This window comes from Methylophaga sp. OBS1, assembly GCF_026319365.1.
The window spans coordinates 248,786-273,549 of the sequence record NZ_JAPDMS010000002.1; the positions used below are offsets into that span (position 1 = coordinate 248,786).

Genomic DNA, 24,764 nt, shown 5'->3' on the forward strand with positions numbered 1-24,764 from the left:
CATTGACCTGGATCAATTATTGGTGTGGTAAGAATTTCAACCGCAGAGTTGTTTCAGTTTGTCCTGATCAGTCAGGTTGATTGCTTTGCCCTGAATGCCGATCAAACCTTCGTCCTGAAACCGGGTAAACAGACGACTGACGGTCTCAACGGCAAGCCCCAGATGATTAGCGATATCACCGCGTGACATCGTCAATTGAAATTCGCGGGCGGAGAAGCCGCGATCTTGAAACCGTCGCGATAGAGACAGGAGGAAGGTAGCCAGTTTTTCCTCAGCCGTTTTTTTACCGAGCAAAAACATCAGCGTTTTATCACCCGAAAGCTCTTTACTCAGCCGCGACATCATTTGTATCTGAAGCTGTGGCATGGTGGCACCCAAATCCTGCAGCTTTTCAAACGGTAATTCACAGACACTGCTGCTTTCCAGGGCTTTAGCAGTAGATTTGTATGCCTGTTCGTAAATTGCGTCCATGCCGATAAACTCGCCGGGGAAATAGAAGCCCGTCACTTGTTCACGGCCATCGCTGGCCTGAACCGTGGTCTTGAAGGAACCGGAGCGCACGACAAAAATCGATTTGAACGGTGTATCCGTCGCAAACAAGGCCTGACCGCGGGAATAGTTCTGGCTGCGCTTGATAATTTTGTCCAGCTGAGCCAGATCGTTACTGTGTAACCCTAACGGTAAACACAAGCGGTAAAGGGAACATTCCCGGCAGGCGATGTTGTGTTCGTGCTCGACTTTGGCGAGGTCTTTGAATAACGGGGTAACGTTGTTCAATTGAGCCATTACTGATCCTTGTGCATAACATTGCCTATAATAACCCTTCAAACCCTTGTCCGAAACAGTTATTATCTCGTTTTATCAATAAAATCAGGATTCACAATGACCGCTCGTAGCGCGACTATTGCGCGAAACACGCTGGAGACCCAAATCGAAGTTGCCATTAATCTCGATGGCAGTGGCAAATTCCAGGCCGAAACCGGTGTGCCTTTCCTCGATCACATGATGGATCAAATCGCCCGTCACGGTCTGTTTGACCTCAGCGTCAAGGCTAACGGTGATTTGCACATCGATGCGCACCACACCGTGGAAGATGTCGGTATCACCATTGGTCAGGCGTTAAAAAAGGCCCTGGGTGATAAGAAAGGGGTGGTTCGCTACGGTCATGCGTATGTCCCGTTGGATGAAGCGCTGTCGCGCGTGGTGCTCGATTTATCCGGTCGTCCCGGCCTGGAGTTCGGCGTCACCTTTACCCGTGACAAAATCGGTGAGTTCGATGTTGACCTGTTTTACGAGTTTTTCCAGGGACTGGTCAATCATGCCGGTATCACACTGCACATCGATAACCTGAAAGGCCGTAATGCCCACCATATCGCTGAAACCATATTCAAAGCTTTCGGTCGTGCGTTGCGCATGGCGGTATCGCTGGATCAGCGGGCCCTGGAACAATTACCGTCAACCAAAGGGGCATTGTAAGCTCGCAACTCAGGCTTCTTCAGCCATTTTCCAAAGATGATTTGTAAACAGGTATAAAATGCGTCGCGTAGCAGTGATCGACTATGGCATGGGCAATCTTCGCTCCGTGTCGAAAGCACTGGAAACCGTCTCCGGGCAATCCGCTCATGTGTTTATCAGCTCCCAGCCGGAAGAGATCCTCTCGGCCAGCCATATTGTTTTTCCCGGTGTCGGCGCAATCCGTGACTGCATGGATGAACTCCAGCGTCTGAGACTGGATGACGTGGTCAGAGATGCCGCCCGCAGCAAACCCTTTATCGGCATCTGCCTGGGGATGCAGGCAATGTTGAGCCGCAGCGAAGAAAATAATGGCATTACTGCCCTCGACATCATTCCGGGTGAAGTCAAAGCGTTTGACAAGCCGCGCTCAGAACAAGGCGACAAGCTGAAAGTGCCGCATATGGGCTGGAATCAGGTGCATCAGACCTGTACTCATCCACTCTGGCAGAATATTGCGCAGGACAGTCGCTTCTATTTTGTGCATGGTTATTATGTCAGCCCGACCGACCCGGCCGTGGTGGCAGCCACAACCCATTACGGTAATAGCTTTGCTTCCGCTATTTACCGCGATAATGTGTTTGCCACTCAGTTTCACCCGGAGAAAAGCCAACGTGCCGGCCTGCAGTTGCTGGAAAATTTTGTAAACTGGGACGGACAAAGCTGATGACCGCCCAAAAAACGGAGAATGATTTATGTTGTTGATCCCTGCCATTGATCTCAAACAAGGTCACTGCGTGCGTTTGCGTCAGGGGCGTATGGAAGACAATACCGTGTTTTCAGATGATCCGGTTGCGGTTGCCAGAAAATGGGTGGAAGCGGGTGCCAAGCGGCTGCATATGGTCGATCTGGATGGCGCTTTTGCCGGCAACCCGGTCAATGCCGATGTGATTCATAAAGTCTGTGAGACGTTTCCCGACCTCGATGTTCAGGTCGGTGGCGGTATTCGTGATGAAGAAACCATCGAAACCTATCTGCATGCCGGTGTCCGTTATGTCATTCTCGGTACCAAAGCCATCAATGCACCGCATTTTGTCGGCGATGTCTGCGCTGAATTCCCAGGCCACATCATCATTGGTCTGGATGCGAAAGACGGCAAAGTCGCCATCGACGGCTGGTCCAAACTGTCCAACCATGATGTGATTGATATCGCGCAGCAATTCGAACAGGACGGTGTTGAAGCAATCATCTACACCGATATCAGCCGCGACGGCATGATGCAGGGCGTCAACCTCGACTCCACCCGTAAACTGGCCAGCGCCATTCAGATACCGGTCATCGCTTCCGGCGGCGTTAGCAGCTACGAAGATATCGAAGCCTTATGTGAAGCCGAAGCCGAGGGCGTAATGGGTGCGATTCTGGGCCGCTCAATTTACGAAGGCAGTATTGATTTGAAAAAAGGCCAGGAACTGGCCGATAAACTGAATCCACCACTGGAGTTTTAATCACTGATGGGCCTCGCCAAACGCATCATTCCCTGTCTCGACGTTGATAACGGTCGTGTCGTCAAAGGCGTCCAGTTTGTTGATATCCGTGATGCCGGCGATCCCATCGAAGTTGCCAAGCGTTATGATGAGCAGGGCGCAGACGAAATTACCTTTCTCGACATTACTGCGACTCATCACGAACGTGACACCATGGTGCATGTAGTAGAAGCCGTCGCCAGCCAGGTGTTTATTCCATTGACTGTGGGCGGCGGTATTCGCACTGTGGAAGACATCCGCCGGATGCTGAATGCCGGCGCCGATAAAGTGGGTATCAACTCTGCTGCGGTTAAGAACCCGGACTTTGTCCGCGAGGCGGCTGATCGATTCGGTTCCCAATGTATTGTTGTGGCCATTGATGCCAAACGCGTCTCCGAAGAGGGCGAACCCGCCCGCTGGGAAATTTTTACTCACGGCGGCCGAAAACCCACCGGTATTGATGCGGTTGAATGGGCAAAAAAAATGGTTGCTAACGGTGCCGGTGAAATCCTGCTGACCAGCATGGATCGCGACGGCACCAAATCCGGTTTTGATCTTGAGTTGACCCGTGCAGTCAGTGAAGCGGTCGATGTACCGGTCATCGCCTCCGGCGGTGTGGGTGAGTTGCAGGATTTGAGTGACGGTATTACCCGGGGCCTGGCCGATGCCGTGCTCGCTGCCAGCATATTCCACTTTGGTGAGCACACGGTACAGGAAGCCAAACAGCAAATGGCAAGCCAGGGTATTGAGGTGAGGTTGTAATGGACTTTCTGGAGCAAGTTAAGTGGAATGAGGATGGACTCGTTCCCGTTATTACTCAGGAAGCAGAAACAAAGCAAGTACTCACTTTAGCCTGGATGAATCGTGAAGCCTTACAGCTGACAGTCGAAACCGGGCATGCGGTTTACTGGTCCCGCTCCAGACAGCAACTCTGGCACAAAGGAGAACAATCCGGTCATCAGCAACTGATTCAATCCATCCGCATTGACTGTGACTTTGATGCCGTATTGCTGGAGGTGATCCAGAAAGGCGGTATTGCCTGTCATACCGGTCGCCATCACTGTTTTTATTTCCGCTTGCAAGACGGCGAGTGGCAGCCGGTGGAACCGGTCCTGAAAAATCCTGACGAGATCTATTCATGAGCGATATTCTGCACAAACTCACTCAAGTGCTGAACGAGCGCAAACAAGCTGACCCGGACAGCTCTTATGTTGCCAGTCTGTATGCGGCGGGCACTGACAAAATCCTGAAAAAGCTGGGAGAGGAAGCCACTGAGACGGTCATTGCAGGCAAAGGCGGCAATCGTGAAGAAATCATTTATGAAACCGCCGATCTGTGGTTTCACAGCCTGGTGTTACTGGCGCATAATGGGATTGATCCGCAACTGATTCTGGACGAACTGGATCGACGTTTCGGTCTGTCCGGCCATGAAGAAAAAGCCAGCAGGAGCAAATCATGAGCGATTGTCTGTTCTGTAAAATTATCGATGGCGTGATTCCGTCGACGAGGGTATTTGAAGACGATCTCATCTATGTTTTTAAAGACATCAACCCGAAAGCCGATGTGCATTTACTGGTGATCCCTAAAATTCATATTGCCCGTCTTGATGAAGCGAAAGCCGAACATGCCGAGCTTCTGGCCCACATGATGTTGTCCTTGCCCAAGCTCGCCCTAGAGCAGGGTCTCGACACGGGTTTTCGCAGTATCATCAACACAGGTCCGGGTGGCGGTCAGGAAGTTGATCACCTGCATATTCACATCCTCGGGGGCAAATCCTTGCCCAGCTTTAAATAGGAGCACATTATGGGTATCGGTGGAATCAGCATCTGGCAGTTACTTATCATTCTGGTCATCGTGGTACTGCTGTTTGGCACCAAAAAACTCCGTTCGCTGGGCGGTGACCTGGGCAGCGCCATCAAGAACTTCAAGGACTCGATGCAGGAAGGCCGTGACGAGTCAGAAAAAAAGGATGACGACAACATCATTGAGCACGATGATAAAAACGTCCACAACCAGCAACGACAAGAGGATAAGGATAAATCCTCACGTTAATCTTAAGCGTCTGTCAGGTGCTTCATGTTTGATATCGGTTTCTGGGAAATTCTGCTGATCGCCGTGGTCGCACTCCTCGTAGTGGGACCGGAACGCCTGCCCAGACTGATCCGCGTCACCGGTCTGTGGATTGGCCGCGCCCAGGCCTCCCTGCAAAGTATTCGTTCCGAAATCTCCAGAGAACTGCGCGCCCAGGAGCTACAGGATGCGCTCAAGAAGCCGGACAATATGCCGGATTTAAATGAAGAGATCCGGCTCGATGACAGCACACCGGATTCATCAAAGGACAAGAAACAGGATGGATGAACAGCAGCAACCGCTGATCTCGCATCTGGTTGAACTGCGTGATCGTCTGTTACGGGCCGTATTGGCGGTATTACTGGTCGCTCTCTGCCTGTTTCCGTTTGCCAATGATTTATACCTGTTTCTGTCCGAGCCGCTGATGCGGCATCTGCCGGAAACCAGTTCGATGATAGCGACCGAGGTCGCTTCTCCGTTCCTAACCCCGTTCAAGCTGACGCTGAGCACGGCGATTATGATTGCCGTCCCTTATCTGTTGTATCAGCTATGGTCATTCGTCGCACCGGGACTCTACGACCATGAACGCAAGCTGGTCTTCCCGCTGATTTTTGCCAGTACGGTGCTGTTTTTCTTAGGTATCGCCTTTGCCTTTTATGTGGTGTTTCCGCTGATTTTTGCTTTCCTGACCCAGGCCGCGCCCGAGGGTGTGGCGGTGATGACCGATATCAGCAGTTATCTGGATTTTGTCCTCAAACTGTTTTTTGCCTTCGGTCTGGCCTTTGAGGTGCCGATTGCCACTTTATTGTTGATCTGGACCGGCGCGTCCACGGTGGAAAGTCTGACCGAGAAACGTCCCTATGTGATTGTCGGCGCTTTTGTGGTGGGTATGCTGCTCACCCCCCCGGACGTCATTTCCCAGACGCTCCTGGCGCTGCCTGTGTGGCTATTATTTGAGCTGGGACTGTTCAGTGCCCGCTGGCTACCGAAAAGACGCAGTCAGGAAGAGGAAGAAGCTTAAACGTTGTAACGCATCCGGGTCCCGTGCTGCAATGACAGTTCAATCTCTTCAGCGCGGATCTGACTGGGGAAATAAACCCCGGAAATTTTGGCGCCATGAATACTGGCCCCTTCCAGGCTCAGGCAGCCACTGAAATCGATACCCCGTAAATCTGCCTGGCGAAAATAGCTGTTGGAAAAATCCAATCCTTCAGCAACAAGCCCCTGCAGGTTCAGATGTCTGAAATCACAACTGGTCAGATTAACCTGCTCGCCGGCAGCCACCCGTCGGTTGAATTCTTCTACTTTGCCATCGCGTAACAGTTGGTAAAGCGGATTATCGGGAATTGCCGGTGCCGTCATGACGTTCTCCTGTCTTTGTAATAAATCCAAGATTACCGCCCGTAGCAGGGCTTGTAAATGCAGACAAATTGCACATTGCAAACCGTGCAGTTGTGCTATGTTGTGATTGAGACAACCTGCAAAGAGGCACCGACTATATGACCATCAAGCAAGCGCTGATTGACGAACTGGAAGTCCTGTTACAATTTCCGCTCGACAGCACCCAGGCCGGCATTAAAATTCATCATGATGCCAAGGAAGGACTGATAGAAGCGGCACAACAGTTACATGATAAAGGCCTGATCACCCAGCATGATGGCGGTTACCTGACTGATCTTGGTTATGAGGCCGCAGAACATTTGCAGCACGCTCTGAGAATCGTCACCTCCTGATGCGCTGATAGCTCAAGAAGCTGTAGTCATAATCATTTTTCTCGTCAGCCGGATGATCCTCACGGCTGACACATTCCCATTCATCGCTCGACCAGTCTGGAAACCAGGTATCTCCATCCAGTCGGGCGTGAACCAGGGTCAGATAGAGTTTATCCGCCAGGGGCAGTGTCTGTTGATACAAAGATGCGCCCCCCATGATCATCACTTCTTCCTGCCCCTGACATAATGCCAGCGCTTCCTCCAGCGAATGAACCACATCACAGCCCGATGCCTGAAAGTCGCGACTCCCCGTAATGACGATATTCTGCCTGCCCGGTAGTGGACGACCGATAGACTCATGGGTACGTCGCCCCATCACAATCGGTTTATTCATGGTAACGCGTTTGAAATGCTGTAGATCCGCCGACAGACGCCACGGCAAATCATTATCTCTTCCTATCAGCCCCTGTTCATCAGTGGCCACAATAATGGCTAATTTCATCGAAAACCTTCTTTCTTGAACCGTCACTAATATAACGTGAATCAGCTCCCTCAATAAAAGCTGTATAAGTGCCAAATAAGATCGATCACAACTTGTGGATAACTTTTGCTGTGGATAAGTCAGCATTTTGTCCACAACAAATCCGCGTCAGTCGATGAAAGTTATCAACAAGTCCGGATCAGGATAAGATGTTGTATTTAAGTCGATTACAATAACTATCCAACTACCCACAGGCATCAGACATTAACATCATCAAAAAAATATCTTTCTCTTTCTTTCTGTTAATTAACGTATGACCAGCATTGTTCACATTGCCGTACCCAGTCCGCTTCGGCAGTTATTCGATTATCTTTCAGACAAAGAGGTCGACTTCTGGCAGGCCGGTATGCGAGTCAGGGTCAACTTTGCTGGTAGAGATTGCATCGGCATCGTCATGAATGCCAGCGACAGTAATGAGCAGACACAGAGAAAGCTGAAGTATATTGAAGCGATCATCGATGAATCGCCGCTTATTCCTGAGGAAGTGATACAGACAGTACTCTGGGCCAGCCGTTACTACCATCATCCACTCGGAGATACCTTCCAGACGGCGCTGCCCAAACAAATTCGAAATGGCAGCGAAAGCATGTTGGAGCAGGAACCCTGGTGGTCTAAAACCGAGAAACTCAGTGAGAAAAAACTGGGGACTAAGCAGCAAGCCTGTCTGGCTTTATTGGAAGACTATCCGGATGGCGTCAGTCAATCTACGCTGCGACGTGAGCTGGGCAATATCACCGCATCATTGAAAGGGCTGGAACAGCAGGGACTGATCACGCAAAAACAGTCGGCCAAATTGCCGATGAGCCGCAATGAATTGACCTTTCCCATGCAGTTAAATCAGGAGCAGCAAGAGGTTGTTGATGCCATCTGGGAACAGAAGTCGAGCTTCAAACCCTTTCTGCTGCAAGGCATTACCGGGAGTGGCAAAACCGAAGTTTATATTGAGTTGACGCAACGAATACTGGCTGCCGGTCAGCAGGTACTAATACTGATTCCGGAGATTGGTCTGACCGGTCAATTTGTAGAACGCTTCCAGAAACGACTTGATGCCAGCATTGTGGTTTTAAACTCGGCTATCTCGGATGGCGATCGCAAGCAGGGGTGGTTACTGGCCAGAGCCCGGCTGGCAGATGTGATTATCGGTACCCGTTCCGCGGTTTTTTCGCCTTTGCCCAACCCCGGTCTGATTATCATTGACGAGGAACATGACAGTTCCTACAAGCAACAGGATGGACTTCGTTATCACGCCCGTCATGTGGCACTGGTGAGAGCACAGAAATTCGGTATTCCGATCGTAATGGGAAGCGCTACGCCCTCTCTGGAAAGTCTTTACCAGGTTCAGCAGAACCGATTTCAATTATTGATGCTCAGCCAGCGTGCGGGGGGAGCCAAACTACCCGCAGTTCACTTGATAGACAGTCAGGGAGCACATCCTGATCACGGTCTGAGTGACGTCCTGCTCAATCGAATGCAGATCCATTTGCAAGCCGGCAACCAGGTTATTTTATTTATCAATCGTCGAGGTTATGCCCCGGTACTGATGTGTCATGACTGCGGCTGGCAGGCAAGCTGCCGCCACTGCGATGCCCGCATGGTGGTACACCGGCAAAGACAGATCCTGTTCTGCCATCACTGTGGTCTGATTCAGCGGTTGCCGGACAGTTGCCCGGACTGTGCTAACACGCAGCTCAAAAGCTACGGTGCCGGTACGGAAAAAATTGATGAACAGCTACAGAAACTCTTTCCGGATGTGCCGGTACTCCGCGTGGATCGTGATACCACGCAACGGGTCAATGCCTTTAATGACATTGTCAGTGAAGTCAGACAGGGACAGGCACGGATTTTAGTCGGTACCCAGATGCTGGCTAAAGGTCATGACTTTCATGATGTAACCCTGGTCGGCGTGCTCGATACCGACCAGGGACTTTACAGTGCTGATTTCAGAGCAACTGAAAACCTGGCTCAGATGATTACACAAGTCACCGGTCGTGCCGGGCGGGGTGAAAAAAAGGGTGAAGTGTTGATTCAGACGGAACAGACCCAGCATCCGTTCTGGCGCAGTTTGATTAATGACGGCTATGCCGTCGCTGCACAAAAACTACTTAATGAACGTATTGAGATGGGGATGCCTCCGGTCAGTAACTGGGCCGTAATTCGGGCGGAAGCCAAGGACCGCAGCCTTGCCATGGAATTTCTGCAGGCGGTGTCTCAGCTTTTACATCAGACAGCACAGCAGGCAGTACTTATTCTGGGGCCGGTACCCACCATCATGGAAAAAAAAGGCGGCCGCTATCGTGCTCAGTTGTTGCTCACGGCAACATCGCGTAAACCGCTGCATCAGTTACTGGACTGGCACACAGATGCTATCAGCCGACACAAACTGGCACGCAAATGCCGATGGTCGATTGATATCGATCCCATGGACCTGATTTAGGTGGCTGTGACGGAACCGCGTTAAAACAAGGATGTCATGAGCGTGGTTGATCGGTTAAAATGCGCGACACACTTCAATTTGCATTTCAGGGCGTTAATACGTTGAAAGATCAACTGAAAAACCTGGTCAACCAGGCTTTATCTAATTTTATCCAAAAACATCAACTTGAGATCGATCTCCCCGAGATTCAGATCGAACGCACCAAAGACAAAAGCCATGGCGATTTTGCCTGCAATATCGCTATGATGCTGGCCAAACCGGCGAAAATGAATCCGCGCCAGATCGCGACCGAAATTAACGAGGCTTTGCCTGCATCATCTGTAGTCAGCAAGGTTGAGATTGCCGGTCCCGGCTTTATCAACTTTTTCCTGACAGCGGAAGCCAGCCAGCAGGTCGTCAAAGATATTCTGAGCCAGGCAAACGCCTATGGCCGTAGCCATATCGGTCAAGGTAAGAAAGTGCAGGTCGAGTTTGTCTCGGCCAACCCAACCGGTCCGCTGCATGTTGGTCATGGCCGTGGTGCCGCTTATGGTTCGGTAGTCAGCAGCTTGCTGATGGCTGCTGGCTTTGACGTGCACCGTGAGTATTACGTCAATGATGCCGGCAGACAGATGGATATTCTGGGCACCAGTGTCTGGTTGCGTTACCTGCAGGCCTGTGGTGAACAGTTCACTTTTCCCAGCAATGGTTACCAGGGCGATTACGTCCGGGATATCGCAGACGAACTCAAGCAACAATATGACGAACAGTTCCGTCATTCGTCTGAGGCTGTGTTCAAGGACATTCCGGCCGATGAACCGCAAGGCGGCGATAAGGAAATGCATATCGATGCCTTAACCCAACGTGCCAAGCAATTGCTGGGTGAGGAGGATTATCGCCTTGTTTTTGACAAAGGGCTGAACGCAATTCTGGGCGATATCCGTGACGATCTGGCTGAGTTTGGCACTGAATACGATGAATGGTTTTCCGAGCGTTCGCTGGTCGAGTCAGGCGAAGTCGATAAAGCCATTGAGCAGCTGAAAGCCGCTGGTCAGCTCTATCAGGAAAAAGGCGCCTGGTGGTTCCGCTCCACCGATTACGGTGATGAAAAAGACCGCGTCGTCGTGCGTGATAACGGCCAAGCCACCTATTTCGCATCCGACATTGCTTATCACCTGAATAAATACCAGCGCGGATTTGAGCAGATTGTTGATATCTGGGGTGCCGATCACCACGGCTATATTCCCCGGGTAAAAGCGGCCGTCACCGCTATGAAGCAGAATGTAGACCAACTGAAAGTGTTGCTGGTCCAGTTTGCTGTGCTCTACCGCGGTGCTGAAAAAGTGGGGATGTCGACCCGCAGCGGTGAATTTGTGACACTGCGTGAACTGCGCGATGAAGTGGGTAAGGATGCGGCACGTTTCTTCTACGTAATGCGTGGTGCCGATCAGCATATGGATTTTGATCTGGAACTGGCCAAGTCACAAAGCAATGATAACCCGGTGTATTACGTGCAATATGCCCATGCCCGGGTCTGCAGTGTGTTCCGCCAGTTACAAGAACGTGGTATGCAATGGGATCAGGCGGAGGGGGAGGCCAGTCTGTCTGCCCTGACTGCTGATCATGAAGAAGCGCTGATGACAAGGCTTTCGACCTATCCGGAAGTACTGGAAAATGCCGCCATTAACCACACGCCGCATCTGCTGGCGCATTACCTGACCGATCTTGCACGGGACTTTCACACCTACTACAACGCCCATCAGTTCATTGTTGAGGACGAGGCGCTGTGTCAGGCGAGGTTGACCCTGATTGCTGCCGTGCGCCAGGTGATTGCCAATGCGCTGGGTGTGATGGGCGTGTCTGCGCCGGAATCGATGTAAGGGGATTTGTTGTGGCTGCCAGAAGAAATACCCGAAACAAGGAACAGGGCCGTAGTCTTCCCTGGGGACCGATGCTGCTCAGTTTCGCTGTCGGCGCTTTTGTCATGTTCCTGTTACATCTGAAAGACAATGTACCTGAAGACAAAACGGGCACAACGGTGAAAAAAGCCGCTGAGCAGGAGCAAGCGCAGAGCGTCGAGCCGACCTTCGATTTCTATACCCTGTTACCGGAGATGGAAACCGTGGTCGAGAATAAAAACAAAGGCGAACAACCGGTGGTGACCGCACCGCCGGAACCCCCGGCAGCAGAACCGGAGCCCCAGACACAGACTGAGGCTGAACCGGCTGAGCGATATATGATTCAAGTAGGATCGTTTAAGAAGCTGGCTGACGCCGATGGTTTCCGAGCTAAATTAGCCTTATTGGGTATTGAGTCTAAAGTTCAGACAGTTACTATAGACAACAAAGATACATGGCATCGTGTCCAGATCGGACCGATTGCCGGTCGCGATCAGGCAGACGCACTGCAACGCCAGTTACGCGAGAATCAGATTGATTCTTTGCTGCTACGCACCCAACAGAGCGGCTGAAGATACCCCGGTGTCGCGCCGGAGAGACCAGTGATGCCGGTTTAAAACTCGGCCTGCTGACCCCAGTTTAGAATTTGATAATTTGATTGAGGACACCGACATGACGGACAAGCAAAGCGATGGCATTTATCATGATGTCGCCAGTCCCTTCTGCGGTATTGCTTCCGATGACCTGGTGGTCGAGGTAAACGGCAATACAGTCACGGTGAAAGAAAACGGTGACCCTGTCACCCGGCACGGCTTTGAAACGCCGCTGAGCGATCTTTCTCCGCGAATCAAGGGTCAGGAAGTCTCACTTGAGGAAGCGGTCAGCCACATTGCCGGTTTGCTGAAAAACAGTAAACAGCCCCTGATTGGCGGTATGGGAACTGACCTCAACGGTGCCCGGGCAGCGATGGCACTGGCTGATCTCAGTCGTGCCACTATAGACAGCCAGTTTTCTGATGCCGCCTTCCGCAATATTCTGGTACTGCAGGACAGTGGGTATATGACTACCACCCTGACCGAGGTGAGAAACCGGGTTGATTTGCTGCTGGTCGTCGGTACCGATATTGAAGCCACTTTTCCGCGCTTTTTTGATCGCTTCATCTGGCCCGAAGAGAGCATGTTCGGCCAGGAAATCGAAAGCCGCGAAATTATTTATCTGGGTAAAAAGCCTTCGGGTGATGCCTCAACCTCACCGGGCGGACGTCCGGCCGAAGTACTGGAATGTGATGATGCCCATCTGCCCGAGGTCATCTCCGTATTGCGCGCTTTGGTTAATGGGAAGAAAGTGCAGGCGGAAAGTGTCGGTGGCATCGCTGCGGCCGATCTCGCCGGTATTGCCGAAAAGCTGAAGGCCGCCAAATACAGTGTCATTACCTGGTCCGGCTCCCAGCTCAATCACGATCATGCTGAAGTGACTATCCAGAACATCTGCGAGATGATCAAGGAAATCAATCATGACACCCGTTCCAATGGGCTGCCGCTCGGTGGTAAAGAAGGTGATACGCTAGTGAATGCGGTCTCTTCCTGGCAGTCAGGTTATCCGATGCGTACCAGTTTCAGCCGTAATATGCCTGACTATGATCCCTACATGAATCGCGGCCAGCGTATGCTCGACGAGGGCGAGGTCGATGTACTGTTATGGGTGTCCAGTTTCAATATCGACGGCAAGCCGCCTAAAACCGATGCCACCACGATTGTGCTCGGTCGGTCAGGAATGATGTTTGAGCAGGAGCCGGAAGTCTTTATCCCGGTCGGGGTACCCGGGATTGATCATATCGGGCGCACTTTTCGCTGCGACAGTGTCGTCTCAGTGCCTTTGAAGAAATTGCGTGACAGCGGCTTGCCCAGCACCTATGAGGTGCTGACTGCTGTTGAACAAGCCCTGTAAACGGAGACCAAGATGCTAACTAAACTTACAGGCGGTCGTGTCATTGATCCTGAACACGGTATTAATGATGTGGTTCGCGATATCTATATCCGTGATGGTCGTATTGTCGATGCCCCCAGTGATGGCAAGATCGATGAAGAAATTGATGTGCGCGGCAAAATCATTATGTCAGGCGCCATTGATATGCATACCCATATCGGTGGTGGCAAGGTCAATATTGCCCGCACGATGTTGCCCGAGGATCATGCCGAATCCCTGATCGAGCGTACCGAGCTGATGCGAAGTGGTTGTGGTCATGCGGCACCGAGTACGCTGACCACCGGTTATCGCTATGCCGAAATGGGGTATACCGCCGGTTTTGAGCCCGCTGTGCTGCCTATCAATGCCCGTCAGGCCCATATGGAAATGCATGACACCCCCATTATTGATAAAGGCGGCTATGCGATGCTGGGCAGTGATGATTTTCTGCTCAGAATGATGGCGGCCAATGAGGATCAGGAAGCCATCAATAACTATGTCGCCTGGACCCTGACCCACACCCAGGCACTGGGCCTGAAAGTGGTCAACCCGGGTGGGATTAACGCGTTCAAATTTAATCAGCGCAAGCTGGATCTGGACGAGAAAAACAGCTTCTACAATGTCTCTCCGCGTGAGATTCTGCAGCGTCTGTCCCGAGCCGTGACCGAGCTGGGCGTACCGCACCCACTGCACGTGCACGGTTGTAATCTGGGGGTTCCGGGGAACAAGGATACGACGTTGGATAGTATCCAGGGGATTGAGGGGCTGCCGATGCACCTGACCCACATCCAGTTCCACAGTTACGGCACCGAAGGTGATCAGAAATTCTCTTCCGGTGCGGCGGAAATCGCCGAAGCTATTAACCGTAACAAGAATATTACTGTCGATGTTGGTCAGATCCTGTTCGGTCAGACTGTGACCGCTTCCGGTGATAATATGCGTCAGTTTGCCGGTGCACCGCATGCCCATCCCAACAAATGGGTGTGCATGGATATCGAGTGCGAAGCGGGCTGTGGTGTTGTGCCTTTCAAATACAAAGACCAGAGCTTCGTCAACGCTTTGCAGTGGATGATTGGTCTCGAGACTTTCCTGATGGTCGATGATCCCTGGCGGATCTTCCTGACCACCGACCATCCCAATGGAGCGCCGTTCACCAGTTATCCTCATTTGATCAAGCTGCTGATGGATAAATCTTTCCGTAACGACATGTTGTCGACCTTGCATCCGGAAGCACAACAGGCGACCCATCTGGCATCGCTTGATCGGGAATATTCACTTTACGAGATCGCCACCATGACCCGCGCCGGTGCCGCCAGACTGCTGGGTCTCTCCGACCGGGGCCACCTGGGCGTGGGTGCGGCGGCCGATATTACCGTTTACAGCGATCACCCGGATCGCGAAAAAATGTTCAGCAGTCCGGATTATGTGTTCAAGGACGGTCAGATGGTGGTCAAGAATGGTCAGTTGATCAAAATCACCTGGGGCACCACCCATGTGGTCAAGCCGCACTATGACGCTTCAATTGAAAAACCGCTGCAGTCTTATTTCGATAAATATCACACCATCAAAATGGGCAACTTCAAAATCAGTGATGATGAAATCGTCGATGACGGACGCGGCAGTCTGACCATTCAGCCGTTGAAACAAGGAGGAAAACTATGATTATCAACGGCGTCACGATTGACGAGACTTTCGCCGAAGCTTTTCCGATGCGCGGCACCCGCGTCATCATCACTGCACAGAACCTGGAGTGGGCGATGAATTCAGCCCAGGCCTTTACCGGTTTTGCGACTTCGGTGATTGCCTGTGGTTGTGAAGCGGGGATTGAACGCACGCTGGAGCCTCACGAAACACCGGATGGACGTCCCGGTGTCGCCTGTCTGATTTTTGCGATGGGCGGAAAAGGGCTGGCTAAACAGGTTGAAACCCGTGCTGGTCAGTGTGTACTTACTTCCCCTACATCAGCGCTTTTCTCTGGTTTACCCATGGACCAGGAAGAAAAAGAGATCCCACTGGGTAAGAACCTGCGTTTCTTTGGTGATGGCTACCAGATATCCAAGATGATTGATGGCAAGCGTTACTGGCGTATTCCGGTCATGGATGGTGAATTTCTGGCAGAAGAAACTACTGGGATCCGTGCCTCGGTTGGTGGTGGTAACTTCCTGATCCTGGCTGAATCCCAGCCCCAGGCGCTGGCAGCCTGTGAGGCGGCGATTCGGGAAATGCGCAAGCTGCCTAATGTGATTATGCCGTTCCCGGGCGGTGTGGTTCGCAGTGGCTCCAAGGTCGGCTCCAAGTACAAGGCACTGAATGCGTCCACCAACGATGCTTTCTGCCCGACCTTGAAAGGTCAGACCAAAACCGAACTGTCGCCGGAAGTGGAATCGGTGATGGAAATCGTCATTGATGGACTCACAGAAGGTGACATTAACAAGGCGATGCGGGCCGGCATTCAGGCCGCTTGTGAACTGGGCGCCGAAAATGGTATCCGCCGCATCAGTGCCGGTAACTACGGCGGCAAACTGGGGCCGTTCCACTTTCACCTGCAGGAGATCATGGCATGAGCGAATTGATTCTGACTCTCAAATCTGCGCCGGCGCAGCGTGTCGACTGCTCACCGCTGACGGTGGATAAGCTGGAAGGTAAAAGCGTCAGCGATATCGCAGCACTCCCCCTGGTCGTTGGTAATCAGAAGCAACGGGTGGATGAGCTGTTTGATATCGAAGGTGACGATCCTGCCGTCATGCGTTTTGAAAAGGCCACCGACAAGCTGGATCATATTGGTCATGGTATGAGCACCGGCACGATTACCGTCAATGGCAATGCAGGCGCGTATCTGGGTCAGTTTATGATGGGAGGAGAAATCATCGTAAACGGCAACACCGGTATATACACCGCCTGTGAGATGAAAAAAGGCTTTATCAAGGTCAACGGTGATGCCGGTGACTTTGTCGGTGCCGCCCGGATTGGCTATAAAAATGGCATGACCGGCGGTGTTGTTGTGATTACTGGCAATACCGGTGCCCGCACTGGCGATCATATGCGTCGTGGCATGATCCTGATTGAAGGTAATGCCGGTGATTACTGTGGTTCACGGATGGTTTCCGGGACTATAGCTGTGCTGGGACAGGTGGGCGCGCATCTGGGGTATGCGATGAAGCGTGGTACCCTGCTGCTGCAACAAGCCCCGCAAAAGGGTATTTCTGCCAACTTTAACGATTGCGGCTCGCACACACTGGCGTTTTTGCCACTGATGTTCGCCTCATTCAGAAAACTCGATTCCGAGTTTGCCAGGGTAGAACCCTTTTCACGTGTGCAGCGCTATGCCGGTGATTTATCCGGCATTGGCATGGGTGAAATCCTGGTAAAAATATAGGCTTTACCGAATTCGAAAGCCCAGAAAAAGCCTGCTTTAAAGCAGGCTTTTTTGTCCCCGCTAAGGTCTTTGGCAAAGCTGAAAAATTGGTTTAATCTCTGGATTATAAACTGTCTGAGTACAGCCTGTATCTGGCACTGAAATGAGAGGGATGGTCCATGTCTGACAACGGCAAAACCGTTATTCAGTTTATTGTCGAGGAACAGCGAGCGCATCCTGACGCAACTGGTGATCTATCCGGTCTGCTCAGTGATATCACCAGTGCCTGTAAGAAAATCTCTCACCTGGTCGGTCGCATCGGTCTGTCTGGGTTGGGTGGTTATGCCGATTCAGAAAATGTGCAGGGTGAGACGCAGAAAAAGCTCGATGTGATCAGTAATGAGGTCATGATCGATCATTTGAAATGGACCGGTCACCTGGCGGCGATGGCTTCAGAGGAAAATGAGGAAATTATTCAAATTCCGGCCCGTTATCCCAAGGGAAAATATCTTGTCTGTTTTGATCCACTGGACGGGTCCAGCAATATCGATATTAACTTTTCCGTAGGCACTATCTTCTCTATTCTGCGCTGCCCGGAACAGAGCAAAAACCCTTCACTGAAGGATTTTATGCAGCCGGGTACCGAGCAGGTCTGCGCCGGTTTCTGTGTCTATGGCCCGTCAACGATGTTGATCATGACCACCGGACATGGAGTGAACGGCTTTACGCTGGACCGCGATATCGGCGAGTTTATCCTCACCCATCCCAAAATGAATATCCCTATGGATACGGCCGAATTTGCCATTAATGTTTCCAATCATCGCCTGTGGGAAGCGCCGGTGCGCCGTTATGTTGATGAGTGTATTCAAGGTATTGATGGTGACAGGGAAAAGAATTTCAATATGCGCTGGAATGCGTCCATGGTGGCGGAGATCTACCGTATTCTCACCCGTGGTGGCATTTTCATGTACCCGATGGACAGCCGTCTGGTGAAACAGGGTGGGCATTTACGTTTAATGTATGAGGCCAATCCAATGAGTTTTATAGTCGAACAGGCGGGCGGGCAGAGCTGGACCGGTTATCAGCGTATTATGGAGATTCAACCGCAAGATATTCACCAGCGGGTGCCGGTGATCCTGGGATCAAAAAATGAAGTTGACCGCATTATCAAATATCATCAGCAGGCCTGACCGGCGCTTGCTTATCGCCCTGTGTCTGCTGTGGCTGAGTCTCCCAGTCGCGGCAACCGAGGTCTATAAATGCAAGGTCAATGGCGCTGTAACATTCAGTGATCAGCCCTGTTCAGAACAGGCTAAGACGATTCATATCGATGTTCGCGAGCCCGGAACAGAGGCGGTCAAGGCCCAGCAGTCGGTGACTGCAACTTTCGAGGAAGAATCTCGGGTCAATGAAATCCGCCAGCTCAATCAACGCAATGATGAACTGCAACAGCAGATGCGCCAACTGCAACAGCAGCATCAGAGTGAGATGCAAAAATTGCAGGCCAGAACTTATGACTACGGTGACGGGCGGGTAGCAACCCGTGAATATGGCTTGTTTGAAAAAATGGACAAACTTGATGCGCAACATCAGCAAAACATGCAATCACTGCAGCAACAGATTGAGAAAAATCAAAAAGCGATAGAAGCGTTACACAAATAGCGATTATGGATAGTCTTTTATGGCAAAAGCATGGATTGCAGGAATAAGCTCATTACTTCTACCTGGTTTGGGTTTTATATACGCACGGCATGACAGGTGGGCTTACCTGGGCTTACTACTATTGATTCTGCCTACGCTCACACTGGGATGGACACAGTGGATTTTTAAACCCTTCGGGGTTATCACTTATCTCTTTTTAAACATTGTTATATACCTTTCGTTGGCGACACTATCTGCTTTGGCTGCGTTTAGAAAGTTGAGGGCACCGGAGAAAATTCCCTGGTTGCGGATAATCATATATCTCATAACCTTCTTGGTTTTTATGAATTCCGGCACGAAGCATTTTATTAGAGAAGACATTGCTGGATTTAATATTTACCGACAGAGTTCCGTGTCAATGTTACCGATAATAAAACAAGGAGATTTGTTACTTGTCGATACCGGATTTTACCGGCATGCACCAGTCAAACCTGATGATATAGTGACATTCTACCCACCAGAGAATCAGTCTTATAAGAGCAATACGATATGGATAAAACGTGTTATTGCCCAAAAAAATGACCATATCACGATAGCTGAAGATAAGTTGATAGTGAATGGTGAAGAACTCAAGGACACCATATTTCATGGTGTCGCGCCAAGCTTTTCTGATTACGTTCTGGACCAGAATGAAGTTTTTGTGTTAGGAGATAATCGTCTCAACAGTAACGACAGTCGGTTTTGGGGACCACTGAATCTCGCTAAAATCCATGGCAGGGTCGTCTCCGTGGTGCTCTCAGAAGGCAGGTTGGTGAGTAAAAGTCTTATTGATTGATCCTGCTAATAACAACAGCCTCATCACCTGGGCTCAGTTGTTTGAACTGTTCATCTCGACTCAATTATTGAAAGGAAGAAAAATGCGTTATTTTTTCGGTTCCTTATTGCTACTCATCAGCAGTCATTTGTCCGCTGAAACGCTGGAGTATCGGTATCAGGACGAAATCCTGGAGGGCTATTATCTGGAAGCCTCAGTCTCAGCGCCGCTTGTGATATTGATACATGACTGGGATGGACCGACAAGCTATGAATTCCGCCGAGCAAAAATGCTACATGAGCTCGGATACAGTGTCTTTGTCGCGGATATTTATGGTGCCGGCGTGCGACCGGTGGCGGTCGCCGACAAACGTCACCATACCGGTGAGCTGTATCGTGACAGGCAGCGGATGAGGGGGCTTATCAATGCGGCGCTGGCGAAGGCAGAAGCACTGGGTGCCGATACCGGCAATGCGGTGATGATGGGATACTGTCTGGGCGGTACGGCTGTGCTGGAAATGGCGCGGGCCGGCTCACCGATGAAAGGCTTTGTTGCCATTCATGGTGGACTGGGGACACCGGCCGGACAGGATTACAAAGACGTTAAGGCGGAGATCCTGGTCCAGCATGGTGCCGCAGATGCGAATATTTCGATGGCTGAATTCGCTGCACTGAGCCTGGCGATGGAACAGGATGAGGCGCCAAATGAAATGATAAGTTACGGTGGTGCGCAGCACTCCTTTACCAAGTTTGATAATCCGAAATATCACCCCCAGGCAGATAAAAAATCCTGGCAGCGTCTGCTCAATTTTCTTGAAGCCAAGCTCAGATGAACTGGCGCTGTTTTCCGCTACTTATCTGCCTGCTGTTCAGTGTTCAGCTCCGCGCCGATGACAGTATAATCCGGTTGGCTGTGGTTAATACGCCGTATCAGAGTGGCCTGATAGATTATCTGTTGCAGGCATTCGAACAAAGCAGTGGTTATAAAGTTGAGATATATGGTGGGGAGGCTGTTTTTGAACGGGCGCGAGAGGGGCAGGCCGATCTGCTGATCGCCCACTATGGCAAACCACCCTTCGAGGAATTCGTGCTGCAGGGCTTTGGCCGTTGGCCAAGATTACTGTTTGCCAATCAGCAGGTGCTGATTGGTCCGTCATCGGATCCGGCTGGTATCGCGGGTATGCACAGTGCTTCAGCGGCATTGAAACAGATCGCCGATAAACAACAACCTTTTTTGCTGAATCAGATCAGCGGCGTCAATGACTTGTTTGAACTGCTCTGGCGGCAGGCGGGCAGACCAGACAAATCCGGCTGGCTGATCGATGCCGGGGTTGCCAGGGGCCGGGCGATGCAACAGGCCGATAAACGGGGCGCCTACACCCTCTGGGGCGCGGGACCTTTTATCCGCTTCAGTCAGCAACACCGACCGGATCTTGAGATCCTGGTCTCAGCCGATCCCTTGCTGCAGCGCGTGATGGCCATCAGCCGGGTCAATCCTGAAAAAGTGGAGGGCGTGAATGCGGCCGGCGCCCAATTACTGCAGGATTATTTATTGTCCGCCGAGGTCCAGGCAAAAGTCAGCCAGTTTCGTCAGCCGGAATATGAGGGGCAGCTCTGGTGGCCGGCGGCCAGACATAATTAGGAGGCAATATGTTTCACCTGAAGCGCATCTTAATGTTGAGTCTGTTAATGTTCAGTCTGACCAGCCAGGCTGATACCGGCTTTCGACTGGAACATTTTGATTATCCCTACCCGGTGGCGCAGTTTTCGCTGACATCCCAGCAGCAGGAGCTGGAGATGGCCTATATGGATCTGGCGCCCAGTGGCCAGGCCAATGGTGAGACGGTAGTGCTGTTTCATGGCAAGAACTTCTGTGCCGCCACCTGGCGTGACACACTGGCTGCACTGAGTGACGCCGGTTATCGCGTGATCGCCGTCGATCAGGTTGGTTTTTGTAAGTCTTCCAAGCCACTGGAGTATCAATACAGTTTTCATCAACTGGCGGCCAATACCCAGGCCTTACTTGCTCATCTGGAGATCGATCACTTTTACCTGCTGGCCCATTCCATGGGCGGCATGCTCGCGACGCGTTATGCGTTGCTCTATCCCGATCAGGTGGACGGGCTGTTGATGGTGAACCCTATCGGACTGGAAGACTGGCTGCAAAAAGGGGTGCCATATATTGACATCGACACCTGGTATCAGCAGCAGTTGAAACTTGATGCTGAGGGCATAAAACGCTATCAGCAGAACACTTATTATGCCGACGAATGGCGTCCTGCCTACGACATCTGGGTAGAGATGCTGGCGGGCCAGTTCAAGGCTGACCGTGAAAAATCCGCCTGGTTGTCTGCCAAAATCTACGACATGATACTGACTCAGCCCGTGGTGCATCAGTTTAACGACCTGGTGGTGCCGACCTGGCTGTTTATCGGGACGCAGGATAATACCGCCGTGGGCAAAGGCTATGCTGATGAGGCCTCACGGCAAACGCTGGGTAATTACCGGAAGCTGGCTTTAATCAGCGTCAGCAGCATACCCGACGCCCGCCTGCAGCTGTTTCCGGCGCTGGGTCACTCCCCGCATATCCAGGCACCCGAGCAGTTCCATCAGGCACTGTTGAAGGCGCTTTCTCAACTTGATTCCCGACCTTAAAGGATTGATGATGCCATTTCTGTTTCAAACCCTGTTTATCGTTTCCTTGTTGCCGATAACACTGGCCGTGCTCGGTGGTTATCTGCGCTATCGTCAGTTCGGTTACTTTGATAACAAACAGCCGCGACGGCAACAGGCACAGATGACCGGTCTCGGTGGCCGCGTTCTGGCAGCACAGAAGAATGCCTGGGAAGCACTGATCTTTTACGCTGTGATGTGTGTGCTTGCTTTCATTTCTGGCACCGATCTCAATCAGTTCAGTTATGCGGCTACCCTGTTTCTGTTGAGCCGGATTGCGCATCCTGTGTTTTATATGCTGGATATGGCGCCTTATCGTTCGCTGGTGTTTATGATCGGCTGGCTCTGCAGTTTTTATATCGGCCTCAAAGCGGTGGCCGATGTTAATTTTGGTGGCTGAATGAAAATCAGCAGACAGCAGCTGGACGCAGCGGTGAGCCGGCAGATCCTGAGCGAACAGCAGGCTGAGGCCTTAATAGAATTCCTGCGTGCACAGCCGGGAACCGGGCCGGTATTTGATTTCACCCACGTCCTTTACTATCTGGGGGGGCTGATAGCGATTGGCGCGATGACCCTGTTCATGACCCTGGGCTGGGAAGCCTTCGGTGGCTGGGGGCTGTTTTTCATCGCGCTGCTCTATGCCGGTGTCGGGCTGAAACTCTGTGATTTATTTCAGCGCAGAGGTTATGCGATCCCAGCCGGGATCTGTGCCACCTTTGTGGTGGCTTTGACGCCGCTTGCAGTTTACGGTTTGCAGCAGGGCCTCGGGTTGTGGCCCGACAGTAGTGCCTACCGTGATTTCCACCGTTACATTCAGTGGCACTGGCTCTATCTGGAGCTGGCGACACTGGCTGTGGGCACCACCCTAGCCTGGCGCTATAAATACCCATTCCTGTTAATGCCCATTGCCGTTACTTTGTGGTACTTGTCGATGGATCTGGCCGCCTGGCTGGCTTTTGAACGACTGGACTTTGAAATCCGGGCGCTGGTGTCAATGTATTTCGGGTTACTGATGACCCTGCTGGCTTTCTGGGTTGATATCCGCAGCCGTCACAGCCAGAGGGATTATGCATTCTGGCTGTATCTGTTCGGCGTGCTGACATTCTGGTGTAGCTTATCGATGCAGCACAGTGACAGCGAACTGGCCAAATTCGGCTACTTTATGATCAACCTGCTGATGATTGGGGTTGGTGTAATCTTGCTGCGGCGTGTGTTTGTCGTGTTCGGTGCCCTGGGTGTGGCGGGTTATCTGGGCTATCTGTCACACCAGGTGTTTGAAGACAGTTTGCTGTTTCCAGTGGTGTTAAGTGCTCTGGGTTTGTTGATTATTTATCTTGGTGTGTTGTGGCAACGCCATGAAAATCGACTCAGCGAGCGTCTGCGCGGCAGGATGCCTCTGGTAGTGCAACAATTACTGGCTAAACGCTGACTCAGCGAGTTTTATACTGGCTTGGACAATAGGCGCGACTAACGGCGGGGTGCCGTAAACGTTGGTGTTTGGTATGCCGGCCGCTGACCCGCTGACGCCAGAGACGAAAGCTGCCGGGTTTGAGAGAGCGTCGCATCAAACGGATAACATCGGTTTCATCGAGACCATAGACAGAGCGAATGGCCTCAAATGGCGTGCGGTCTTCCCAGGCCATTTCGATCAGCCGTGAGTGATCAGCTTCCGACAGCGTTGCTTTCATTTTTGACATAGGCGGACAATAACGGCAGGAGAGTGAAAAATGCGTTTATATGGGATGGTTCTTGTTCTGTTATTGGCCAGTGCCTGTACTTCGGTGCCAGAGGGTATTGAGCCAGTACAATCATTCAAGGTCGATCGCTATCTGGGCAAATGGTATGAAATTGCCCGCCTGGATCATCGTTTCGAACGCGGATTGAGCCGGGTGACCGCTGACTATGAGATGCGGGAAGCAGGGGGGATACGGGTGATTAACCGGGGTTATTCAGCGGAGGAAAATGCCTGGGAACAGGCTGAAGGCAAAGCCTATTTTGTCGCCGATCCCAATATCGCCCACCTTAAAGTGTCTTTTTTCGGGCCTTTCTATGGCAGCTACATCGTGTTCGAGTTGGATGACGACTACCAGTATGCTTTTATCAGTGGGCCCAGCCGTGAATATTTATGGTTACTGGCCAGGGCGCCCAACGTGTCAGAGGAGCTCAAAACACATTTTGTTACTGTGGCCGAGGAAAAAGGCTTTGATGTGGATTCGCTGATCTTCGTCGAGCAGCACTCAAACGCAGAATACTGATTACTGACTTGCAGGGAGGTCACAATGCCTGAAATTGATTTCACACTGGTCTGGTTCAATCTATATCAGATCGGTATCGCTTTTTTACTGTCACTACCGATTGCTTTGAATCGTGAATATCTGGCTAAAGGGGCCGGGCTCAGAACCTATCCACTGGTGTCGATTGCCTGTTGTGCGTTTATGCTGGTGGCGATGGATGTCTATGAAGGCAGTGATGCCGAGGCGCGGGTAATGTATGGCGTCATTACCGGCATGGGCTTTATCGGCGGCGGTGCGATCATCAAGGAGTCCGGCCGTACTATGGGAACAGCCAATGCGGCCGGGATCTGGCTCACCGGCGCTATCGGTATTTCAGTGGCCTACAGCCGATATGAAGTGGCACTGGTGCTGTCTTTTATCGGCTACCTGATCTTTCAGTTTGGCCGCTTCCTTAAACGCGAACAAGCGGATTGA

General features: G+C 51.5%; 32 protein-coding genes. 28 read left to right on the plus strand and 4 right to left on the minus strand.

All coding sequences use genetic code 11. The features are described from left to right. Positions 1-36 precede the first annotated feature (36 nt). Positions 37-786 (minus strand): fumarate/nitrate reduction transcriptional regulator Fnr, encoded by a 750-nt coding sequence (gene fnr / locus OMQ46_RS07935; protein ID WP_266236217.1) that lies wholly within the window; start codon positions 784-786, stop codon positions 37-39. 96 nt (positions 787-882) lie between these two features. Here fnr and hisB point away from each other — a divergent pair, with 96 nt between their 5' ends. Genes hisB through tatC form a run of 10 tightly spaced genes read left to right on the plus strand, consistent with a single transcriptional unit; the run spans position 883 to position 6,066 of the window. Next, positions 883-1,476, plus strand: a complete 594-nt coding sequence (gene hisB / locus OMQ46_RS07940; RefSeq protein WP_266236218.1) for an imidazoleglycerol-phosphate dehydratase HisB — start codon at positions 883-885, stop codon at positions 1,474-1,476. A 58-nt stretch (positions 1,477-1,534) separates the two neighbouring features. Further along, positions 1,535-2,179 (plus strand): imidazole glycerol phosphate synthase subunit HisH, encoded by a 645-nt coding sequence (gene hisH, locus OMQ46_RS07945; RefSeq protein WP_266236219.1) that lies wholly within the window; start codon positions 1,535-1,537, stop codon positions 2,177-2,179. A 28-nt stretch (positions 2,180-2,207) separates the two neighbouring features. Continuing rightward, positions 2,208-2,957, plus strand: coding sequence for a 1-(5-phosphoribosyl)-5-[(5-phosphoribosylamino)methylideneamino]imidazole-4-carboxamide isomerase (gene hisA / locus OMQ46_RS07950; protein ID WP_266236220.1), 750 nt, complete (start codon positions 2,208-2,210; stop codon positions 2,955-2,957). Between the two features lie 6 nt (positions 2,958-2,963). Then, entirely contained in the window at positions 2,964-3,737 is a 774-nt protein-coding gene (gene hisF / locus OMQ46_RS07955; protein WP_266236221.1) for an imidazole glycerol phosphate synthase subunit HisF, read from the plus strand. Further along, a complete protein-coding gene (hisI, locus tag OMQ46_RS07960; RefSeq protein WP_266236222.1) occupies positions 3,737-4,117 on the plus strand; it encodes a phosphoribosyl-AMP cyclohydrolase in 381 nt (126 codons plus the stop codon). Before hisF ends, hisI begins: the two co-directional genes overlap by 1 nt. Beyond that, entirely contained in the window at positions 4,114-4,434 is a 321-nt protein-coding gene (locus tag OMQ46_RS07965) for a phosphoribosyl-ATP diphosphatase (protein WP_266236223.1), read from the plus strand. Before hisI ends, OMQ46_RS07965 begins: the two co-directional genes overlap by 4 nt. Then, a complete protein-coding gene (locus tag OMQ46_RS07970; RefSeq protein ID WP_266236224.1) occupies positions 4,431-4,769 on the plus strand; it encodes a histidine triad nucleotide-binding protein in 339 nt (112 codons plus the stop codon). Before OMQ46_RS07965 ends, OMQ46_RS07970 begins: the two co-directional genes overlap by 4 nt. 9 nt (positions 4,770-4,778) lie before the next feature. Further along, positions 4,779-5,027, plus strand: coding sequence for a Sec-independent protein translocase subunit TatA (gene tatA, locus OMQ46_RS07975; protein WP_416234833.1), 249 nt, complete (start codon positions 4,779-4,781; stop codon positions 5,025-5,027). Between the two features lie 24 nt (positions 5,028-5,051). Continuing rightward, positions 5,052-5,333, plus strand: a complete 282-nt coding sequence (tatB, locus tag OMQ46_RS07980) for a Sec-independent protein translocase protein TatB (protein ID WP_266236225.1) — start codon at positions 5,052-5,054, stop codon at positions 5,331-5,333. After that, complete coding sequence (tatC, locus tag OMQ46_RS07985) at positions 5,326-6,066, plus strand: twin-arginine translocase subunit TatC (protein ID WP_266236226.1); 741 nt, start codon at positions 5,326-5,328, stop codon at positions 6,064-6,066. The genes tatB and tatC overlap by 8 nt, the downstream gene beginning before the upstream one ends. Here tatC and OMQ46_RS07990 read toward each other — a convergent pair. Then, a complete protein-coding gene (locus OMQ46_RS07990; RefSeq protein ID WP_266236227.1) occupies positions 6,063-6,407 on the minus strand; it encodes a pentapeptide repeat-containing protein in 345 nt (114 codons plus the stop codon). The two genes, tatC and OMQ46_RS07990, sit on opposite strands and share 4 nt — an antisense overlap. Positions 6,408-6,544: 137 nt before the next feature. Here OMQ46_RS07990 and OMQ46_RS07995 point away from each other — a divergent pair, with 137 nt between their 5' ends. After that, the gene (locus OMQ46_RS07995; protein WP_266236228.1) at positions 6,545-6,778 is read left to right on the plus strand and encodes a TIGR02647 family protein; all 234 of its coding nucleotides are present in this window, start codon (positions 6,545-6,547) and stop codon (positions 6,776-6,778) included. On the opposite strand, the gene folA is transcribed toward OMQ46_RS07995, so the two are convergent. Next, on the minus strand, positions 6,768-7,259 hold the full coding sequence (folA, locus tag OMQ46_RS08000) for a type 3 dihydrofolate reductase (protein WP_266236229.1): 492 nt from the start codon (positions 7,257-7,259) through the stop codon (positions 6,768-6,770). The genes OMQ46_RS07995 and folA overlap by 11 nt on opposite strands. A 292-nt stretch (positions 7,260-7,551) precedes the next feature. On the opposite strand from folA, the gene OMQ46_RS08005 reads away from it, so the two are divergent. The 15 genes from OMQ46_RS08005 (at position 7,552) to OMQ46_RS08075 (ending at position 23,485) form a co-directional block, all read left to right on the plus strand. After that, positions 7,552-9,732: a primosomal protein N' gene (locus tag OMQ46_RS08005; protein WP_266236230.1), complete on the plus strand. Its 2,181-nt coding sequence runs from the start codon at positions 7,552-7,554 to the stop codon at positions 9,730-9,732. Between the two features lie 101 nt (positions 9,733-9,833). Next, the gene (gene argS / locus OMQ46_RS08010; RefSeq protein WP_266236499.1) at positions 9,834-11,591 is read left to right on the plus strand and encodes an arginine--tRNA ligase; all 1,758 of its coding nucleotides are present in this window, start codon (positions 9,834-9,836) and stop codon (positions 11,589-11,591) included. Positions 11,592-11,602: 11 nt separating this feature from the next. Continuing rightward, positions 11,603-12,181: an SPOR domain-containing protein gene (locus OMQ46_RS08015; RefSeq protein WP_266236231.1), complete on the plus strand. Its 579-nt coding sequence runs from the start codon at positions 11,603-11,605 to the stop codon at positions 12,179-12,181. Between the two features lie 100 nt (positions 12,182-12,281). Continuing rightward, entirely contained in the window at positions 12,282-13,556 is a 1,275-nt protein-coding gene (locus OMQ46_RS08020; RefSeq protein WP_266236232.1) for a formylmethanofuran dehydrogenase subunit B, read from the plus strand. 12 nt (positions 13,557-13,568) lie between these two features. Then, a complete protein-coding gene (locus OMQ46_RS08025; protein WP_266236233.1) occupies positions 13,569-15,236 on the plus strand; it encodes a formylmethanofuran dehydrogenase subunit A in 1,668 nt (555 codons plus the stop codon). Further along, complete coding sequence (gene fhcD, locus OMQ46_RS08030) at positions 15,233-16,138, plus strand: formylmethanofuran--tetrahydromethanopterin N-formyltransferase (protein WP_266236234.1); 906 nt, start codon at positions 15,233-15,235, stop codon at positions 16,136-16,138. Before OMQ46_RS08025 ends, fhcD begins: the two co-directional genes overlap by 4 nt. Next, positions 16,135-16,950, plus strand: coding sequence for a formylmethanofuran dehydrogenase subunit C (locus OMQ46_RS08035; protein ID WP_266236235.1), 816 nt, complete (start codon positions 16,135-16,137; stop codon positions 16,948-16,950). The genes fhcD and OMQ46_RS08035 overlap by 4 nt, the downstream gene beginning before the upstream one ends. A gap of 158 nt (positions 16,951-17,108) precedes the next feature. Next, positions 17,109-18,119, plus strand: coding sequence for a class 1 fructose-bisphosphatase (locus OMQ46_RS08040; protein WP_266236236.1), 1,011 nt, complete (start codon positions 17,109-17,111; stop codon positions 18,117-18,119). Continuing rightward, on the plus strand, positions 18,079-18,591 hold the full coding sequence (locus OMQ46_RS08045; RefSeq protein WP_266236237.1) for a DUF4124 domain-containing protein: 513 nt from the start codon (positions 18,079-18,081) through the stop codon (positions 18,589-18,591). The genes OMQ46_RS08040 and OMQ46_RS08045 overlap by 41 nt, the downstream gene beginning before the upstream one ends. Positions 18,592-18,610: 19 nt before the next feature. Then, positions 18,611-19,405 (plus strand): signal peptidase I, encoded by a 795-nt coding sequence (gene lepB, locus OMQ46_RS08050; protein ID WP_266236238.1) that lies wholly within the window; start codon positions 18,611-18,613, stop codon positions 19,403-19,405. Positions 19,406-19,487: 82 nt separating this feature from the next. Next, a complete protein-coding gene (locus tag OMQ46_RS08055) occupies positions 19,488-20,216 on the plus strand; it encodes a dienelactone hydrolase family protein (RefSeq protein WP_266236239.1) in 729 nt (242 codons plus the stop codon). Continuing rightward, complete coding sequence (locus tag OMQ46_RS08060) at positions 20,213-21,025, plus strand: hypothetical protein (protein ID WP_266236240.1); 813 nt, start codon at positions 20,213-20,215, stop codon at positions 21,023-21,025. Before OMQ46_RS08055 ends, OMQ46_RS08060 begins: the two co-directional genes overlap by 4 nt. An 8-nt stretch (positions 21,026-21,033) precedes the next feature. Then, entirely contained in the window at positions 21,034-22,038 is a 1,005-nt protein-coding gene (locus OMQ46_RS08065; RefSeq protein ID WP_266236241.1) for an alpha/beta fold hydrolase, read from the plus strand. A 7-nt stretch (positions 22,039-22,045) separates the two neighbouring features. Then, complete coding sequence (locus OMQ46_RS08070) at positions 22,046-22,456, plus strand: MAPEG family protein (protein ID WP_266236242.1); 411 nt, start codon at positions 22,046-22,048, stop codon at positions 22,454-22,456. Further along, positions 22,457-23,485, plus strand: a complete 1,029-nt coding sequence (locus OMQ46_RS08075) for a DUF2157 domain-containing protein (protein ID WP_266236243.1) — start codon at positions 22,457-22,459, stop codon at positions 23,483-23,485. Position 23,486: 1 nt separating this feature from the next. Here the strand turns inward: OMQ46_RS08075 and OMQ46_RS08080 are convergent, their stop codons facing one another. Then, positions 23,487-23,744, minus strand: a complete 258-nt coding sequence (locus tag OMQ46_RS08080) for a TIGR03643 family protein (protein WP_266236500.1) — start codon at positions 23,742-23,744, stop codon at positions 23,487-23,489. A 39-nt stretch (positions 23,745-23,783) separates the two neighbouring features. Between OMQ46_RS08080 and OMQ46_RS08085 the strand changes: the two genes are divergently transcribed. Then, entirely contained in the window at positions 23,784-24,311 is a 528-nt protein-coding gene (locus OMQ46_RS08085) for a lipocalin family protein (RefSeq protein ID WP_266236244.1), read from the plus strand. Between the two features lie 24 nt (positions 24,312-24,335). Beyond that, positions 24,336-24,764, plus strand: a complete 429-nt coding sequence (locus OMQ46_RS08090) for an MgtC/SapB family protein (RefSeq protein ID WP_266236245.1) — start codon at positions 24,336-24,338, stop codon at positions 24,762-24,764.

Excerpts from the sequence above, each read along its gene's own strand:
- OMQ46_RS08005 (WP_266236230.1), top strand. The coding sequence starts at position 7,552 with ATGACCAGCATTGTTCACATTGCCGTACCCAGTCCGCTTCGGCAGTTA.
- OMQ46_RS08060 (WP_266236240.1), top strand. The coding sequence starts at position 20,213 with ATGAACTGGCGCTGTTTTCCGCTACTTATCTGCCTGCTGTTCAGTGTT.
- OMQ46_RS07965 (WP_266236223.1), top strand. The coding sequence starts at position 4,114 with ATGAGCGATATTCTGCACAAACTCACTCAAGTGCTGAACGAGCGCAAA.
- hisI (WP_266236222.1), top strand. The coding sequence starts at position 3,737 with ATGGACTTTCTGGAGCAAGTTAAGTGGAATGAGGATGGACTCGTTCCC.
- OMQ46_RS08025 (WP_266236233.1), top strand. The coding sequence starts at position 13,569 with ATGCTAACTAAACTTACAGGCGGTCGTGTCATTGATCCTGAACACGGT.
- tatC (WP_266236226.1), top strand. The coding sequence starts at position 5,326 with ATGGATGAACAGCAGCAACCGCTGATCTCGCATCTGGTTGAACTGCGT.
- OMQ46_RS08035 (WP_266236235.1), top strand. The coding sequence starts at position 16,135 with ATGAGCGAATTGATTCTGACTCTCAAATCTGCGCCGGCGCAGCGTGTC.
- hisB (WP_266236218.1), top strand. The coding sequence starts at position 883 with ATGACCGCTCGTAGCGCGACTATTGCGCGAAACACGCTGGAGACCCAA.
- hisA (WP_266236220.1), top strand. The coding sequence starts at position 2,208 with ATGTTGTTGATCCCTGCCATTGATCTCAAACAAGGTCACTGCGTGCGT.
- OMQ46_RS08040 (WP_266236236.1), top strand. The coding sequence starts at position 17,109 with ATGTCTGACAACGGCAAAACCGTTATTCAGTTTATTGTCGAGGAACAG.
- OMQ46_RS08080 (WP_266236500.1), bottom strand. The coding sequence starts at position 23,744 with ATGAAAGCAACGCTGTCGGAAGCTGATCACTCACGGCTGATCGAAATG.
- fnr (WP_266236217.1), bottom strand. The coding sequence starts at position 786 with ATGGCTCAATTGAACAACGTTACCCCGTTATTCAAAGACCTCGCCAAA.
- lepB (WP_266236238.1), top strand. The coding sequence starts at position 18,611 with ATGGCAAAAGCATGGATTGCAGGAATAAGCTCATTACTTCTACCTGGT.
- hisF (WP_266236221.1), top strand. The coding sequence starts at position 2,964 with ATGGGCCTCGCCAAACGCATCATTCCCTGTCTCGACGTTGATAACGGT.
- fhcD (WP_266236234.1), top strand. The coding sequence starts at position 15,233 with ATGATTATCAACGGCGTCACGATTGACGAGACTTTCGCCGAAGCTTTT.
- OMQ46_RS08065 (WP_266236241.1), top strand. The coding sequence starts at position 21,034 with ATGTTTCACCTGAAGCGCATCTTAATGTTGAGTCTGTTAATGTTCAGT.
- OMQ46_RS08090 (WP_266236245.1), top strand. The coding sequence starts at position 24,336 with ATGCCTGAAATTGATTTCACACTGGTCTGGTTCAATCTATATCAGATC.
- hisH (WP_266236219.1), top strand. The coding sequence starts at position 1,535 with ATGCGTCGCGTAGCAGTGATCGACTATGGCATGGGCAATCTTCGCTCC.
- OMQ46_RS08075 (WP_266236243.1), top strand. The coding sequence starts at position 22,457 with ATGAAAATCAGCAGACAGCAGCTGGACGCAGCGGTGAGCCGGCAGATC.
- OMQ46_RS08020 (WP_266236232.1), top strand. The coding sequence starts at position 12,282 with ATGACGGACAAGCAAAGCGATGGCATTTATCATGATGTCGCCAGTCCC.
- OMQ46_RS08070 (WP_266236242.1), top strand. The coding sequence starts at position 22,046 with ATGATGCCATTTCTGTTTCAAACCCTGTTTATCGTTTCCTTGTTGCCG.
- tatB (WP_266236225.1), top strand. The coding sequence starts at position 5,052 with ATGTTTGATATCGGTTTCTGGGAAATTCTGCTGATCGCCGTGGTCGCA.
- OMQ46_RS08085 (WP_266236244.1), top strand. The coding sequence starts at position 23,784 with ATGCGTTTATATGGGATGGTTCTTGTTCTGTTATTGGCCAGTGCCTGT.
- folA (WP_266236229.1), bottom strand. The coding sequence starts at position 7,259 with ATGAAATTAGCCATTATTGTGGCCACTGATGAACAGGGGCTGATAGGA.
- tatA (WP_416234833.1), top strand. The coding sequence starts at position 4,779 with ATGGGTATCGGTGGAATCAGCATCTGGCAGTTACTTATCATTCTGGTC.
- OMQ46_RS07990 (WP_266236227.1), bottom strand. The coding sequence starts at position 6,407 with ATGACGGCACCGGCAATTCCCGATAATCCGCTTTACCAACTGTTACGC.
- OMQ46_RS07970 (WP_266236224.1), top strand. The coding sequence starts at position 4,431 with ATGAGCGATTGTCTGTTCTGTAAAATTATCGATGGCGTGATTCCGTCG.
- OMQ46_RS07995 (WP_266236228.1), top strand. The coding sequence starts at position 6,545 with ATGACCATCAAGCAAGCGCTGATTGACGAACTGGAAGTCCTGTTACAA.
- OMQ46_RS08045 (WP_266236237.1), top strand. The coding sequence starts at position 18,079 with ATGAAGTTGACCGCATTATCAAATATCATCAGCAGGCCTGACCGGCGC.
- OMQ46_RS08055 (WP_266236239.1), top strand. The coding sequence starts at position 19,488 with ATGCGTTATTTTTTCGGTTCCTTATTGCTACTCATCAGCAGTCATTTG.